Below are 15668 nucleotides of genomic sequence, written 5' to 3'. Positions count from 1 at the left end.
CGTTCCGCCCCGCCCGGCCGTGGCGCCGTCGGCCGAGCACCGGACGGCCGGACTCCAGCACCGTTCACCCTACGGAGAGTTGATGCGCACCACGCTCAGAAGACTGCTGACCGCAGGGCTGCTGATATCCCTGCTCGCCCTCGGTCTCGCCGTACCGGCGGCCGCCCGGGAGACCGCCACCGGCGACATCCGCGACCGCCTGGCGGCGATCCCCGGCATGACCGTCACGGAGGAGAAGCCCGCCCCGGGCTACCGCTACTTCCTCCTCACCTACACCCAGCCGGTCGACCACCGCCGGCCCTGGCTGGGCACCTTCCAGCAGCGCCTGAGCGTCCTTCACCGCGGCGAGGACCGCCCGACGGTGCTCTACACCAACGGCTACACCCTCGGGACCACACCCTCGCGCACCGAGCCGACCCGGCTGCTGGACGGCAACCAGGTCTCCATCGAGTACCGCTACTTCACGCCCTCCCGGCCGCAGCCCGCCGACTGGTCGAAGGCCGGCATCGAGCAGGCGGCCGGCGACACCCATCGCGTCATCACCGCGCTCAAGGGCGTCTACGGCCAGAAGTGGATCTCCACCGGCGCCAGCAAGGGCGGCATGTCCTCCGTCTACCACCGCCGGTTCCACCCCGACGACGTGGCCGGCACCGTGGCCTACGTGGCTCCCAACGACGTGAACGACCGCGAGGACCACGCCTACAGCGCCTTCTTCGCCCACGTCGGCACCCCGCAGTGCCGGGCCGCGCTGGACGCCGCCCAGCGCGAACTGCTCGTGCGGCGCGGCGCCCTGGAGCCGCGCTACGCGGCCGACAACGCCGTGGCCGGCAACACCTTCCAGACCGTCGGCAGCGCCGACCGGGCGTACGAGCTCGGCGTCCTGGACGTCGTCTGGGCCTTCTGGCAGTACAGCGGCGAGGCCGACTGCGCGGCCGTCCCCGCCGCCACGGCCACCGACGACCAGCTCTACGCCTGGCTCGACACCCACTCGGGTGTCACCTCCAACAGCGACCAGGCGCTGGCCGCGTACACGGCCTACTACTACCAGGCCGGCACCCAGCTGGGCTCCTCGAGCTTCGACGTCTCGCGCCTCGGCGGCCTGCTGCACTACGACGCCAAGGAGTTGTACACGCCCCGCACCTACGTGCCGCGGTCGATCCCGATGCGGTTCGACCCGAGCGCCATGCGGGACATCGACGGCTGGGTGCGCCACTCCGCCGAGCGGATCATCTTCGTCTACGGGCAGAACGACCCGTGGGGCGCCGAGCGGTTCACCCCCGGCCGCGGCAGTGCGGACTCGTACGTCTACACCGCTCCGGGCGCCAACCACGGTGCGAAGATCGCCACCCTGACCCCCGACCAGTCGGCGGCCGCCACCGCGAAGCTGCTCGGCTGGGCGGGCCTGGCGGCCGACGGCGCCGACGCCCGCTCGGCGCTCGGCGCCCAGCGGATCCCGCCCTTCGGGGATCTGGACCGGGCCGGCCTCCTGGAGGAGCGCCACCGCCTGTAGCGGCTCGACGCGAAGGTCCGGCCCGACCGCACGTCCGCGGCCGGGCCGGACCTTCGACGCGTCCTACGGCTGTTGCCGGACGGACTCGCGGCCGATCCGGCTGTGGCCGCGGCCGTAGAGGAAGTACACGACCATGCCGACCACCATCCAGACCAGGAAGCGCCACCAGGTCTCGGCCGGCAGGTTGATCATCAGCCACAGGCTGGCCAGCACCGAGAGGATCGGTACCACCGGCACCCACGGGCAGCGGAAGGAGCGGTGCAGGTCGGGCCGGGTGCGCCGGAGCACCACCACGCCCACCGAGACCACCATGAAGGCGAACAGGGTGCCGATGTTCACCAGCTCGGACAGCTCCTCCAGCGGGATCAGACCGGCCAGCACGGCCACCACCGCGCCCAGCATCATGATCGCGCGGGTCGGCGTCCCGTACTTCGGGTTCACCATCGAGAAGGTGCGGGGCAGCAGGCCGTCGCGGCTCATCGCGAAGAACACCCGGCTCTGGCCGAGCAGAAGGATCATGGTCACCGAGGTCAGGCCGGCCACCGCGCCGACGTTGATGATGCTGGCGAAGGCGTCCTGCCCGACCGACTTGAACGCGTCCGACAGCGGCGCGTCGCTGGAGAGCTCGGTGTACTTCTCCATGCCGGTGACCACGAGCGAGACGGCCACGTAGAGCAGCGTGCAGATGAACAGCGAGCCGAGGATGCCCCGGGGTACGTCGCGCTGCGGGTTGCGGGTCTCCTCGGCCGCGGTGGCCACCACGTCGAAGCCGATGAAGGCGAAGAACACCACCGCCGCCGCGGTGAAGATGCCCATCACGCCGAAGTCCGTCGGCGTGTAGCCGAACAGCACCTGGATCAGCGGGGACTGACTGCCGGACTTGCCCTCCACGGTGGTGGCCGGCGGGATGAACGGCGAGTAGTTGTCGGCCTTCACGAAGAACAGGCCGGCCACGATCACGATCAGCACGACCGTCACCTTGATCGCCACGATCACCCGGGTGATCTCGGCGGACAGGTGCATGCCGAGCACGATCACCGCGGTCAGCAGCAGCACCAGCAGGGTGGCCAGCAGGTTGAAGCTCCAGCCGCCGGTGGACGCCCCGGACAGCGCGTGCGGCAGCGACACCCCGCCGCTCTCCAGCAGCGACTGCACATAGCCGGACCAGCCGACCGCGACCACCGCCGCGCCCAGCGCCAGTTCCAGCACCAGGTCCCAGCCGATGATCCAGGCCGGCAGCTCGCCGATGGTCGAGTACGCGAAGATGTACGCCGATCCGGCCACCGGGACGGTGGAGGCGAGCTCGGCGTAGCAGAGCGCGGCCAGCGCGCACACCACACCGGCCGCCACGAAGGACAGCGCGACGGCCGGCCCGGCGTGGTTCTTGGCGGCGGTGCCGGTGAGCACGAAGATGCCGGTGCCGATGATCACACCGACACCGAAGACGGTCAGGTCCAGCGCGGACAGTGAACGGCGCAGCTCGTGCTCGGGCTCGTGGGTGTCCGCGATCGACTTCTCGACCGATTTGGTCCGGACGAGGGAGCGAAGCAGGGGTTTCGACTCGGGTGTGGTGCTCATACGGGCCTCCGGAAGGTCGTCCGGTCACGGCTACCCAGGTTCGGGCGCCGTACGACCCCGGACGGCCCGGCTTCAGCCGTAAGGCCCTGCGTGCCGCCCGTCCGGCCGCTCCACGCGCTCGGTCGCGTCCCCGGGGTGCCGGGAGGTGCGGGCTGCGGGAGTCTGGACGAAACGGCACCGGTTGTCGGACGGAAGGAGTGCGCTGTGGCGGAAGAAGCGAACGACGCCAGGGGCGACGACGTCTATCAGCCGGACGGCAGCGAGGTCACGGACGACACGGGCGTGCTCGACAACGAGGACACCCTCGTCGACCGGGGCGCGGACCCGTACGACGAGGGCTGGTCGCCGCCCGAGCGGCCCCTGGCCGTGGAGCGGTTCGGTACCACCGGCAACGAGCAGGCCGAGGGGCAGACCCTGGACCGGCGACTCGCCGAGGAACTGCCCGATCCGGCCCTGGGGGACCTCACCGAGACCACGGACGGACTCGGGGACGCCTCCGACACCGACGGTGAACTCGTGGACGACGAGGTCGGCGACGGCCGTGCCGGCCGGCTGGTCGCGTCGGACGGCCGCCGGGGCGGCATGTTCGCCTCGGACATCGGGATCGACGGCGCCGCCGCCTCGGCGGAGGAGGCCGCCGTCCACGTCGTACGGGACAGCGGGGACGAGGCCCTCTGACCGGGCCGGACAGCCCGGCCCAGCGCGGCGGCTCGCACCGGACCTGCCAGGGTTTCGCGGCCCGACGCAGGACAATGCCGGTGTGACGCCATCCGACGAGGGCCCTCACCTGACCGGCCGGACCGCCTGTACGGGCGGCAGCAGGACACCGCTGCGGGAGTTCCTGCGGACCGAGACGGGCAGCGCCGCCGTCCTGCTGGCCGCCACCCTGGCCGCGCTGGTCTGGGCGAACGCGGCGGCCGACGCGTACGAGTCGTTCTGGGAGACGCACCTGTCGGTGACCCTCGGGTCGGCCGGGGTGTCGCTGGACCTGCGCGAATGGGTCAACAGCGGCCTGATGACGTTCTTCTTCCTGGTGGTCGGCCTGGAGGCCCGCCGCGAGTTCGACATGGGCGAGCTGCGCGAACGCCGACGCTTCACGCTGCCCACGGTCGCGGGGCTGAGCGGGATGCTCGTCCCGGTGCTGATCTACCTCGCCGTCACCGCGGGCGACGGCTCGGCGCACGGCTGGGGTGCGGCGATGTCCACCGACACGGCGTTCGCGCTCGGTCTGCTCGCGCTGTTCGGCAACCGGCTCCCCGACGGGCTGCGGATCTTCGTGCTCACCGTGGCGGTCGTCGACGACTTCGTGGCGCTGGGCGTCATCGCGGTCTTCTACAGCGGGAGCATCTCGCTGCCGGCGCTGGCGGTGGCGGCCGGGATCCTCGGCGTGATCCTGCTGGCGCGGGCCGGCGGCATCCGCCGGGGCGTGGTCTACGCGCTGCTCGCGGCGGCGATGTGGGTGGCCCTGCTGAAGTCGGGCGTCGATCCGGTGGTGACCGGCCTGGTCATGGGCCTGCTGACCTACGCCTACCCGGCGGCCCGCAGCGACCTGGAGCGTGCCAGCGGCCTGTTCCGGCTGTTCCGCGAGCAGCCCACTCCGGAACTGGAACGCTCGCTGCGGGCCGGGCTGGCCACCGCCATCTCACCCAACGAGCGGCTGCAGCGGATGTACCACCCCTGGACCAGCTACGTGATCGTGCCGCTGTTCGCCCTCGCCAACGCGGGCATCACCCTCGGCGGTGGCCAGCTGGCGGACGCCTTCGCCTCGCCCCTCACCCTCGGCATCCTGCTCGGCTACACGCTCGGCAAGCCGGTCGGCATCGCCGGCGCCGCCCTGCTGACCACCGCCCTCAGCCGGGGCCGGCTGCGGCCGCCGGTCGGCTGGGGCGCCATCGCCGCAGGCGGCACCATCGCGGGCGTCGGATTCACGGTGTCGCTGCTGATCGCGACCCTGGCCTTCGAGGGGGACCGGCTGACCGAGGCGAAGGTCGGCATCCTCAGCGCGGTCCTCTGCTCCGCCGCCGCGACCTGGGCGGTGACCGGCGTGATCGGGCTGCTGCCGCGCCGCCGGAAGACCCGGGCGCTGCTCGGCACCGCCGAGGGCCTGATCGACCTGGCCGTCCCGGTCGACGTGGAGCGCGACCACATCCGCGGCCCGGTCGAGGCCCCGGTCACCCTGGTGGAGTACGGCGACTTCGAGTGCCCGTACTGCGGCCAGGCGGAGCCCGTCGTGCGGCAGCTGCTCGCCGGGTTCGCCGACATCCGCTACGTGTGGCGCCACCTCCCGCTGCACGACGTCCATCCGCGCGCGCAGCTCGCCGCCCAGGCCGCCGAGGCGGCCGGCCTGCAGGGCGGCTACTGGGAGATGCACGACCTGCTGCTGAGCCGCCAGGAGGCGCTGCGGCTCGACGACCTGCTCGGCCACGCCGCGGAGATCGGGATCGACGTCGAGCGGTTCCGCCGGGACCTGCACGCGCACGACTCAGCCGTCCGGGTGGCCGAGGACCTCGAGTCCGCGGACCTCAGCGGGGTCGCCGGGACGCCCACCTTCTTCGTCAACGGCCGTCGCCACCACGGCGCCTACGACCTCGCCACGCTCTCGGCCGCCGTCCGCGAGGCGGGGGCGCGGGCCGCCACCGCACACTGAGGGCCCGGCCGCCGAGCGGCAGACCGCCTTCAAGTCCGGCTGCCGGCCGGTCGCCGTAGGGCGCCGAAGGGCCGGGGGGCGGGCCGGGCCGGCCGCGTCCGGGATGTCCGAACGCGGCGGGGGTGTCGGTGCGGGTGGGTACCGTGAGACCGGCGGTGCCAGCACCATCGGCAGGAGGCAGCGAGTGAGTTTCCCGTACCAAGGCCCCAGCGCGGACCCGGCCGCCTGGGTCGCCCGATACTTCCCCGGGCCGCTGCTCGCGGCCCTCGAACAGCGCGGCGGCGTCCCGCACACCGTGCGAGCGCTGATCACCCAGCAGCTGGCCGTCCGCACCCCCGAGCAGCTCCGGGACCGGATCGAGCGCCGCTGGTACCAGCGGTTCTCCGGCACCACCAGGCCGGAGCTGCTGGACCGGGCCGACACCATCGCCACCCGGCTGGTGGAGGAGCCCGGCTGCGAGGTGTCCACCCGCTGCGAGGACGGCTGGCTGCTGGACGACGACGCGAACTGCACCTGGTGCCGGCCCAGCGGCACCGAGTTCTACCTGCAGGACCCGGACGCGGGCCGCCGCTCGACGCCCGAGACCGTGACCCGGATGGCCTCGGAGATCAGGGCCCGGATGCGGCAGGGGCGGCGGTCGCTCAGGGCGGCCACCGAGCGCGCCCGGGCCGAGCGGGCCGACCAGGACGACCGCCGGTGAGCGGGGGCGTGGCGATCGGGTGCCGCAGCGGCGGAAGTGGTTCGAGGCGCGCGCCGACGGGGAAGTGATGCCGGAGCCGTGGTCGAACAGTGGCCGTGGTCGGTGCGCGAGCCGCGCCGCGGTATGGAATGAGGGACTGGCACAGATGGCAACAGGCAAGGTGAAGTGGTTCAACGCCGACAAGGGCTTCGGTTTCATCGAGCAGGATGATGGGGGCCCGGACGTCTTCGTCCACTTCTCCGCGATCCAGGCCACCGGATTCAGGCAGCTCGACGAGGGCGCCGACGTCGAGTACCAGGTCACGAAGGGGCCCAAGGGCCCGCAGGCCGAGACCGTCGTCGTCCGGTAGGAGCACTCGGCGGGGCCCCGCGCACCGGTCACTCCCGGGGCGCGGGGCCCTTGCGGTCGGGGCCCGCGGGGCGCATGGTGGAGATAGCTGGTCAGCAGCCTCCGCGACGGCGGAGACGGGCCCGGTGGCGAACAGACGTGCGGACCATCGAGGTCGACATTGGGCTCCGCGAGACGGAGCCGAGCCAGACAGAGGGCGAGAACCCCACGGCGCTGGCAGGGACCGCTGGTACGGCCCCGAGAATTTCCCTCCGCAGAGTCGGAGAAGAACGAAGGCCCGGCCGAGAGCGCCGGGCCTTCGCCGTGCCCGGCGCGCGCCGGGGGCGACGCGCCGTGCGGACGGCTCGCAGCGGTGGCCCGGGCCGGTCCGTAGGATCCAGCGCATGCCCGCCTACGCCCTGGCCGTCGCCTTCCTGGTGGCCTTCGCCGTCGGCGTCCGGCGCGACCGGCGCCGCTTCGGGAACGCGGTGCTGCTCGGCCTGGCGGTACTCTGCCTGGCCCTCGGGCTGCTCGGCGAGCTCGCCGGGCTGCCTGCCGTGGTGACGGACGGCGCCGCCGCGGCGATCCCGCCCGCCGCGGCCCTCGGCCTGCTCGCGGTGGCCGTCTACCTGGTCGCCAACGGCGTCACGATGGTCCGCCAGGAGGGCGGCGGCACCGCCAACCTGTTCTCGCTCGCGCTCGGCCTCGCCATCCTCGGGCTCATCGCCCTGCTGCTCGCCGCCGAGCACCTGGACTCGCGGGCGCTGCGCGCCGCCGCCGGGGGTGCGCTGCTGATCGCGGGCTATCTGGCGTTCCTGTTCCTCTGCTTCCTGGGGTACGCGGCCCTCTACGTCAGCCTGACCGTGCGCCGGGACGTCGACTTCGTCCTCGTGCTCGGCGCCGGACTGCTCGACGGCGACCAGGTGCCCCCGCTGCTGGCGAGCCGGCTGGACCGGGCCTGGGGCCTCTACCAGGTGCAGGCGGCGCGCGGCCGGCCGCCGACGGTGATCGTCTCGGGCGGCAAGGGCACCGACGAGCGCGTCCCGGAGTCGCAGGCGATGGCCGACCACCTGGTCGCCCGGGGCTGTCCGCCGGGCCGGATCGAGCAGGAGAACCGTTCCCGCACCACCGAGGAGAACCTGACGTTCAGCCGGGTGCTGATGGAGCGCCGCAAGCCCGGTTACCGCTGCGCCGTCGTCACCAGTACGTTCCACGTCTTCCGCTCCGCCGTGATCGCCCGCCGGGCCGGGGTGCCCGGGCAGGTGCTCGGCGCGCACACCGCGTCGTACTACTGGCCGAGTGCCGTGATCCGCGAGTTCGTGGCCGTCCTCGCGCTGTACGGGCCGCTCAACGCGGGCGTGGTCGCGCTGCTCGGGATCCTCGGCGCGGTCGCCGGCTGGAGCGCGGTCAACCCCTGACGGCGCCGGTGCGGGGTCAGGCGGCCGTGACGACCGTACGGAAGGTCACCGAGACCCGGCGGTCGCGGGGGATCCGGCCGAGCGGGCCCGGATCGCTCCTGCGGGCGGCGATGCCGTGCCGCCAGGTCCAGCGCGCCGGGCCGGTCATGACGCACAGACTGCCCGGGGCGAGGCGGACGGCCGCCTTCGTCCCGTCCCCGGGATGGCTGAAGTCCATCGTGCAGCTGGAGCCGAGCGAGACGGCGGCGACGACCGGGCCGAAGCAGGGCACGCAGTCGACATGCGCGCTGATGCCCTGGCCGGGCCGGTACTCGTTCACGATGACCTGGTCGGCCTCCTGGTCCATGAGGCCCTCGCGCACCAGCCGCCGCGCGTGCTCCCGGGCCCACCGGGGGAGCGGCGGGGCGGCCGCGGCCGAGGCCCCGGCGGACACGGCGCGGCGGCCGTAGTCGTACGCGTGGCCGTAGTGCTGCACCCGCCGCCGCAGCGGCGCGGACCAGTCGGCGGCGTCGACCTTGGACAGCAGGCGGGCGCACGCGTCGGGATCGAGCCAGTCGGCGATCAGGTGCAGGCCGGGCACCGCCGGGCCCGGCTGCCGGGCCGAGCCGTCGGCCGTTTCAAGGGGCAGGAGCCCGGAGACCTCGAACATCCGTCGAACGATAGCGGTTCGTCCGGCCCGTCGGCTCACTGCTCGCGCGGCTGCTTGAGCTTGCGCCAGACGGTCTCCAGCGCCTGGATGTCCTCCTGGTCGAGCAGGTCGGTGAAGACCGTGCGCAGCAGTTCCCGGCGGGTGGCGTCCGCCTCGGCGAAGGCGGCGCGACCCTGCCCGGTGAGGGCGATCCGGACGGACCGGGCGTCGGAGGCGGAGGGGGAGCGCGCCACCAGCCCGCGGGCGGCCAGCGCGTCGACGACCCGGGAGACCTGGCTGCGGCTGAGCATCGTGCGGGCGCCGAGGTCGGAGGCGGCCACCGGCTCGCGCTGCCCGTCGAGCCAGAGCATCACCTCGAACCAGGATATCGGCAGGCCGTGGACGCGGGTCAGCTCGCGGTCCACGTGTGCGGCGAGCGTGGTGCCGGCCCAGATCAGGCCGTAGAAGGCGTGGTCCTCCTCCGAGAGGGGGCCCAGGGTGAGGTCGGCGCGCGTCATGACGGTCATCGTACCGGCTTGCGTGCACGTGCACACAGTCGTAGTGTGTGTGTACACGCAACTGAGCCTTCCGTTGCGCGCCCAGAGAAGAGGTACCGCCATGTCCGCCACCCCGCACCCGCAGCAGAAGACCGTCCTGATCACCGGCTGCTCCTCCGGCATCGGCCTCGCCGCCGCGATCGACGCCGCCCGGGCCGGCTGGCTGGTCGTCGCGACCATGCGGGACGTCTCGCGGGCCGGCGCGCTCGAACAGGCCGCCGCCGAGGCCGGCCTCACCCGGTCCGTCCAGGTCCGGCAACTGGACGTCACCGACCCCGCCTCCGTCGACGCCTGTCTGGCAGGCGTGGTCGCCGAGCACGGACGGCTGGACGCCGTGGTCAACAACGCCGGTGCGGGCCACGTCGGCACCGTCGAGCAGGAGAGCATGGACGAGATCCGCGCCGTCCTGGAGGTCAACTTCTTCGGCGTCGTGGCCGTCACCCGGGCGGCCATGCCGCACCTGCGCGCCTCCGGGGGCCGCCTGATCGCCGTGAGCAGCGTCGGCGGCGTGGTCGGCCAGCCGTTCAACGAGGCGTACTGCGCGGCCAAGTTCGCCGTCGAGGGCTTCCTGGAGTCGCTCGCCCCGGTCGCCGCCTCGGTCGGCGTCGCCGTCACCCTGGTCGAACCCGGCGCCGTGGCCAGCGAGTTCGTCGCGAGCCAGGGCATCGACCTGGAGGCCGAGCTGCGCGCCGCCGGCCCGTACGCCCCGGTGCTCAAGAGCTACGCCGAGCGCACCCTGAGCACCTTCGCCACCGCCGCCCAGACGCCCGCCGGCGCCGCCGCCACGATCACCGAGGCGCTCGACACCGACCGGCCCGTGCTGCGGATGCAGACCTCCGAGGCGGCCCGGGCCTTCGTCGGCGGCAAGCTGGCCGACCTGGACGGCTCGGCCGTCCTGGCCGTCACCGGCAGCTGGCTCTCCTGACCTGCCGTCGGCGCCGTCCGGCCCCGGGCGGCCGCCCCGGATGACCTTGTGACGCGCAGTCGCGGAAGGATACGGTCGAGCCCGGCCCGGCCCGCCGAGGTGCGGGCACCGTAGGGGCCGGGTGAGGCGGCGGCGGCCCCCGACGTGGCGGGCGCCGACGAGGACGGGGTCGTGGGGGCCATGGAGACGCTGGGTGGAGAGGATCCGCGGCAGATCGGCGAGTACCGGCTGCTGCGGCGGCTGGGGGCCGGCGGCATGGGCCAGGTCTACCTGGGCCGGACGGCGGGCGGCCGCACGGTCGCCGTGAAGACGGTCCACCGGGAGTTCGCCGCCGACCGCGAGTTCCGGGTGCGCTTCCGCCAGGAGGTGCACGCCGCCCGCCGGGTGGGTGGACGGTGGACGGCGCCGGTACTGGACGCGGACACCGAGAGCGACCAGCCGTGGGTCGCCACCGGCTACATCCCCGGGCCCTCGCTGAACGCCGCCGTGGCGGAGTTCGGCCCGCTGCCGGGGCCGGCCGTCCGGGTGCTCGGCACCGGCCTGGTCGAGGCGCTGGCGGCCGTGCACGGGCTCGGCCTGGTGCACCGGGACGTCAAGCCGTCCAACGTCCTGCTCGCGCTGGACGGTCCGCGCCTGATCGACTTCGGCATCGCCCGCTCACTCGACGCGGCCACCGCGCTCACCCGGTCCGGATTCGTGATCGGCTCGCCCGGCTACCTCTCGCCCGAGCAGGCGCAGGGGCTCACCGCCGGGCCGCCGAGCGACGTCTTCTCGCTCGGCGCGGTACTCGCCTTCGCGGCCGGCGGGTGCGCCCCCTTCGGCGCCGAGACCAGTGCCCCCGTGCTGCTCTACCGGGTGGTGCACGAGGAGCCGGACCTCGGCCGCCTCGGCTCCCTCGACCCCGGCCTGCGGAGCCTGATCGCGGCCTGCCTGGCCAAGGACCCCGAGGACCGGCCGACGCCGGACCAGCTGCGGGACGGGCTGGCGGCCGGAGCGGGCGAGGCGGCCGCCGTACAGCTCGGCAAGGACTGGCTGCCGCCGGCGGTCGCCGGCTCGCTGGCCCGCCTGGCGGTCGAACTGCTGGACCTGGACGGCGAGGACACGCCCGGCCCGGACACCGCGCCCCCGGTCGGCGGCCCCACCGGGCGGTTCGGTCCGCCCGCGCCGTGGCCGGCGGCCCCGTCCCCGACCATGCCGGCCGTGCCGGCCCAGGGGCTGCCGCCCGGCACGCCGTACCCCGGCCACGCCGCCGCGCCGACGGCGCCCACATCGACCCCGGCGCGCGGCCCCCGACGCGGACTGCTGGCGGCCGCGGCCCTCGCGGTGGTGGCCGTCGCGGGTCTGACGGCCTGGCTGGTGAGCGCCATGGGCTCGGCCGGCAGCGGCGGTGAGGGGCTCGCGTCCCGCCCGTCCGCCCCCGCCGCCTCGACCGGCACCGGCGGGCCGGGCACCGGGGGACCGCAGCAGCCCTCCGGCCTGGTACCCGCCGACTACCTGGGTACCTGGAGCGGCGTTCTCGGCGCCCCGGCGTTCTCGGGCAAGGCCGACTTCCGGATCACCATCGGGCAGGGTGCCAAGGGCGACCCGGTGGGCAGCATCCACAACAACACCGGCCCCGGCACGGCGTACTGCGACAGCATGGCGCTGCTGGTCTCGGCCGACTCCGGGCGGCTGGTGCTGAAGACCGCGCCGACCACCGGACTCAGCGGCTGTGTCGCGAACCCGTCCGCGCAGGTCTACACCCGCAACGCCGACGGCAGCCTGCACCTGGAGGTCGACGGCTTCACCGGGGACCTGGCCGGCAAGCGCTGAGCCCGGCGGGCGGCCCGTCCGGGCAGGAGTCAGGAGTCAGGAGTCCGCGGCCGGCGGGTCGGTGGCGGCGCGGCCCCGGCCCTCGGTGAAGAACGCCTGCACGGCTTCGGCGCCGGCCAGTTCGTCCATCGGCCGGGTGGCGCCGAACGGCGCGTTCCAGAACACGCCTACGCGCCGGGTCCACGGGCCGACGTAGGCGTACGGCTCGGGGGAGAAGGAATCCCCGGGTGAGACGCCGTAGTTGACGGCGTCCACGGTGATGCCGAGGTCGAAGTGCTCGGGCCAGAGCACCGGCTCCTGGTCCGGGGCGAACCGGCGCAGCGCGGTGTCCCCCGCCGCGAACCGGGCGAGGAGGTGTTCCGCTGCGGCTGGGTCCAGACGCAGCCCGTCCTGCACACCGGCCCCCGAGCCCTCGCCGTAGAGCCCGGCCGGCTGTCCGGCCTCGACACCGAGCTCGCGGGCCAGCGCGGCGCAGCTGGCGCCGGGCAGCGGGAGACGCCGTTCGCCGGAGACCAGGTCGGTGCCGTGAACGGCGAGGGCCGGCTCGGCCACGGTGGCGAACCCGCCGGGGACCACCCGCAGCCGGATCGTCCCGCTCGCCCGGTACTGGGGGCCGGCCATGAGCAGTTCGGCGACGGCGTGCAGGGAGCGCCGGGTGGTTTCGAGCGCTGCGGTGTCCACGGTGCCTCCAGGCGGGGGGTCGGCCTCGACGGCCGGTGCCACGGTCCGGGCCCGCTCCCACCGGGCCGGGCCGCCGCTGCCCAGGGTACGTCGAGGTCGCCGCCGGACTGTGCGACGGCTCGCGGCGCCGCCGCGCGCCTGACGCACCGTCCGGAGCCGGTGGGGCTTCCGGGAAAACGCGACGGCCGGTCCCGCCACACCGGGTGGCGGGACCGGCCGTCGTCGGGTCAGCGCGCCGCGGGGGCCGAGGCGGCCGGCGAGGTGCTGACGGTCTTCAGCGGCCACTCGCGGTGGAAGACCGGGAACGGGATGCGCTTCTCCGCCACCGGGGTGCCGAAGATCTTCAGGTGCGCCAGCAGGGCTCCGGTGAGGTCGACGCCGCCGTACAGACCCCAGCTGCCCTCGACCTTCGGCGCCGCGCCGCCCGTCTCCAGCGTCACCGAGCCGTCGACCTGGCTGCGCAGGTACGGCTCGACGGTCGCCTCGACGCCCACCGCGTCGTACAGCCCGACGCTCACGTCGGCGCCGAGCCCGGCCTTGACGGCGGCCCGGCCGGCGAGGTGCGCGCGCAGCGGCGAGACCTTGGTGTCGGCCGCGTCGGTCGCCGACCGCCAGCCCTTGCCGCCGGCGTAGTCGGCGTGGACGCTCCAGTTGCCGGTGAACTCCTGCTCGGCGTCCACCGTCACCTTGCCGTCCGCGCTGACCTCCAGGAAGGCGGTCAGCCCGAGGTTGACCACGACCGGCAGCCCGGCGACGGTGAGCACCGGGCTGGCGTGCAGCTCGGCGACGGGCACCCGGATCGGGGTGCCGGTCGTCTTCTCGAGCTCGCCGCTGAGCTTCCACTGGCCGTGGGCGCCGAGGTCGAAGCCGATGGACGCCGTCCGGGGCTCGCCCTTGCCGGCGCCGTGGTAGGCGAAGTGCACCGCGGGGTGCAGTTCGAGGGAGGCCGAGGCGTTGGCGTTCACGCCGCCCGGCAGGGCGATCGGCGCGTTGACGTCGAGCCCGAGGGTGCCGGAGGCGTCGGCCTTGGTGGTGCCCGCCGCGTCCTGGCCGAAGGACAGCTTGAGGTCCTTGACCAGCGGCGTGACCTTGATCGTGTGCGGATCGACGGGGACCTGCCCGTCGGCCTCGGCGGCGCCCAGCAGTTCGTTGAGCGTCGCCGGGCGGGTCGCCACCTCGACCGTGCCCGGGGTGGCGGGGTGCACCTCGGTGACGGCGAGCAACGCGCCCTTCGGTGCGGCCTCGGTCGGGGGGCTCGCGATGAGCTGGCCGACCTGGACCTGGCCGGCGGCGCCCGGTGCGGTGGCGGGCGTGGACGGGGCGGTGGAGGGCGCCGTCGAGGCGGCCGAGACCGAGGCCGAGACCGAGGCCTTGGGGGAGGCCGGGCCGGGTGCCTTCGAGCTGCCCGGGCTGCCGGTAGGCGGTGCGCCGGCCGACGCGGAACCGCCGGGTGCGGCCGTCCCGCTGAGCACGGCCTTCCCGGTACCGGGGTCGTAGGAGGTGAGCCGGATGTCCCCGGCGGCGGGGGCGACCTGCGGGGCGCTCGCCCCGGGGGTGCCTATCGCGACCTGCTGGGCGCCCGGCTGAGCGGCCGTCACCACCAGCGAGCCCGAGACGGCGCGGGCCGCCTCGCTGGAGGAGGCGGCGGGTGCCGAGGCGGCGGCAGCCGTGTCGCCCGACGGGCCGGTCGCCGGAGCCGAGCAGGCACAGCTGCCGATCAGCAGGGCCGCGGCGATCGCGGGCAGGACGAACGTACGTGTGGAGCTGTTCAAAGAGTCCCCTTCGGAGCGGCGGACGAGGACACGACCGCCCGAGATGCATGGCGGCAGGTCATGGTGCAGAGCTGCCGCCCGCGTCATGTTACTGACGAGTCATCACTTTGTCGAAGACATGCAAATGCAGGCCGGGAAGGACGCCGGCCTGCGGAGGAAGGGGGAGGTGGAGAGAGCTCAGCCGTCGCCGAGCAGGGACAGTGCGAGAGCGGTCATCGCGGCGCGGGTCTTCGACTCCTGACGGGCGGGCGGCTCGAAGCCCCGGTCGACGAGGGTGCGTACGAGCAGGTCCTGTGCCCCGGAGGCCTCGGCGGGGGAGGTCCGCAGCGAGAGTTCGAGGAAGCTGAGCCCGTCGCCGACGGACCACAGCTCGACGGTGACCGGGTGGATCAGGTCCCGTCGCGAGGGCTTCCACTGGACGGAGTCGATCGGGCCGAGCGCCGTGAGGCCGTCGAGTTCCTCCTCCCCGGCGCCCGCGCAGGCGAGCAGAGCGCGCTGCTCCCGGCTCAGCCGGGGCTGGGCCGGGCGGTCGTCGCGGCCGGGGGCGGGCCGGTCGAAGCGGCCGTCCACCTTGAGGGAGGCGGCCCAGACCCGGCTGCGGCCGGTCCAGTCCTCCTCGATCTTGAACTCCTGGCCGTCCTCCTCGCGGCTCACCCGGAACTCGGCGGGCAGCGTGTCCGGGTCGCACGGTCGGAGCTTCGCCGTCAGGTCGTCCTCGTCCCCGCCGTCGCCGTGGCCGCCCCCGCCGTCCGCGGCGGCCCGGAGTCGGATCACCGCCCCGCGGTCGAGCAGCGGCAGCTGGACGCCGTCGCCGGCGCCGTCGCTCCGGCGAGGCCTGTCCCAGAAGTGGACGGTGCGGTGGTTCCCGTCGTCGGGGTCCAGTTTGAGGCTCTTTCGGGCAGCCTCGGCGGCCTCGCCCGAGAGGCTGACCTTGATCTCGACGTCCGGGTTCCCGCTGGTCTCCGACATGGTCCTGTTATCACACGGCCGGTCGAGGGCCGCATCCGCTGCGGGTCGTCCGGGAGCGCCGTCCGGCTCGGCGGATCTCCGCGGTGACCGGGGGCGCAGGGCGACGACGGGCGAGAGGCCGGCAGTTCGGCCGGGATCCCGGAC

Annotated in this window: 14 protein-coding genes; 8 read left to right on the top strand and 6 right to left on the bottom strand. The window is 74.2% G+C overall.

Annotation, left to right across the window (positions count from 1 at the left end):
* Window positions 1–82 precede the first annotated feature (82 nt).
* The gene (locus OG871_RS03835) at window positions 83–1510 is read left to right on the top strand and encodes a S28 family serine protease (protein ID WP_371494225.1); all 1428 of its coding nucleotides are present in this window, start codon (window positions 83–85) and stop codon (window positions 1508–1510) included.
* A 63-nt stretch (window positions 1511–1573) separates the two neighbouring features.
* Here the strand turns inward: OG871_RS03835 and OG871_RS03830 are convergent, their stop codons facing one another.
* Window positions 1574–3088 carry an amino acid permease gene (locus OG871_RS03830; RefSeq protein ID WP_371494224.1) on the bottom strand — a complete coding sequence of 505 codons (1515 nt, stop codon included), beginning with the start codon at window positions 3086–3088 and terminating at the stop codon, window positions 1574–1576.
* 204 nt (window positions 3089–3292) lie between these two features.
* Between OG871_RS03830 and OG871_RS03825 the strand changes: the two genes are divergently transcribed.
* The 5 genes from OG871_RS03825 (at window position 3293) to OG871_RS03805 (ending at window position 8180) form a co-directional block, all read left to right on the top strand.
* A complete protein-coding gene (locus tag OG871_RS03825; protein ID WP_371494222.1) occupies window positions 3293–3766 on the top strand; it encodes a DUF5709 domain-containing protein in 474 nt (157 codons plus the stop codon).
* Between the two features lie 82 nt (window positions 3767–3848).
* On the top strand, window positions 3849–5735 hold the full coding sequence (nhaA, locus tag OG871_RS03820; protein ID WP_371494220.1) for a Na+/H+ antiporter NhaA: 1887 nt from the start codon (window positions 3849–3851) through the stop codon (window positions 5733–5735).
* A 184-nt stretch (window positions 5736–5919) separates the two neighbouring features.
* Window positions 5920–6435: a hypothetical protein gene (locus tag OG871_RS03815; RefSeq protein ID WP_371494219.1), complete on the top strand. Its 516-nt coding sequence runs from the start codon at window positions 5920–5922 to the stop codon at window positions 6433–6435.
* A gap of 145 nt (window positions 6436–6580) precedes the next feature.
* A complete protein-coding gene (locus OG871_RS03810) occupies window positions 6581–6784 on the top strand; it encodes a cold-shock protein (protein WP_371494217.1) in 204 nt (67 codons plus the stop codon).
* 382 nt (window positions 6785–7166) lie between these two features.
* A complete protein-coding gene (locus tag OG871_RS03805; protein WP_371494215.1) occupies window positions 7167–8180 on the top strand; it encodes a YdcF family protein in 1014 nt (337 codons plus the stop codon).
* A gap of 16 nt (window positions 8181–8196) precedes the next feature.
* Here OG871_RS03805 and OG871_RS03800 read toward each other — a convergent pair whose 3' ends face one another.
* Together OG871_RS03800 and OG871_RS03795 are read right to left on the bottom strand one after the other, a co-directional pair.
* Entirely contained in the window at window positions 8197–8829 is a 633-nt protein-coding gene (locus OG871_RS03800) for an alpha-ketoglutarate-dependent dioxygenase AlkB (protein WP_371494213.1), read from the bottom strand.
* A gap of 35 nt (window positions 8830–8864) precedes the next feature.
* Window positions 8865–9326, bottom strand: coding sequence for a MarR family winged helix-turn-helix transcriptional regulator (locus tag OG871_RS03795; protein WP_371494212.1), 462 nt, complete (start codon window positions 9324–9326; stop codon window positions 8865–8867).
* 100 nt (window positions 9327–9426) lie between these two features.
* Here OG871_RS03795 and OG871_RS03790 point away from each other — a divergent pair, with 100 nt between their 5' ends.
* Complete coding sequence (locus OG871_RS03790) at window positions 9427–10290, top strand: SDR family NAD(P)-dependent oxidoreductase (RefSeq protein WP_371494211.1); 864 nt, start codon at window positions 9427–9429, stop codon at window positions 10288–10290.
* Between the two features lie 180 nt (window positions 10291–10470).
* Window positions 10471–12102 (top strand): serine/threonine-protein kinase, encoded by a 1632-nt coding sequence (locus OG871_RS03785; protein ID WP_371503207.1) that lies wholly within the window; start codon window positions 10471–10473, stop codon window positions 12100–12102.
* Window positions 12103–12138: 36 nt separating this feature from the next.
* Here OG871_RS03785 and OG871_RS03780 read toward each other — a convergent pair whose 3' ends face one another.
* The 3 genes from OG871_RS03780 to OG871_RS03770 form a co-directional block, all read right to left on the bottom strand.
* Window positions 12139–12783, bottom strand: coding sequence for a hypothetical protein (locus tag OG871_RS03780; protein ID WP_371494210.1), 645 nt, complete (start codon window positions 12781–12783; stop codon window positions 12139–12141).
* Window positions 12784–13010: 227 nt separating this feature from the next.
* Complete coding sequence (locus OG871_RS03775) at window positions 13011–14555, bottom strand: hypothetical protein (RefSeq protein ID WP_371494208.1); 1545 nt, start codon at window positions 14553–14555, stop codon at window positions 13011–13013.
* Window positions 14556–14732: 177 nt separating this feature from the next.
* On the bottom strand, window positions 14733–15524 hold the full coding sequence (locus OG871_RS03770) for a hypothetical protein (RefSeq protein WP_371494206.1): 792 nt from the start codon (window positions 15522–15524) through the stop codon (window positions 14733–14735).
* Window positions 15525–15668 lie beyond the last annotated feature (144 nt).

This window comes from Kitasatospora sp. NBC_00374, assembly GCF_041434935.1.
GTDB lineage: Bacteria > Actinomycetota > Actinomycetes > Streptomycetales > Streptomycetaceae > Kitasatospora.
Note: the sequence above shows the minus strand (reverse complement) of the source record. Positions and strands in the feature narration are given on the sequence as shown.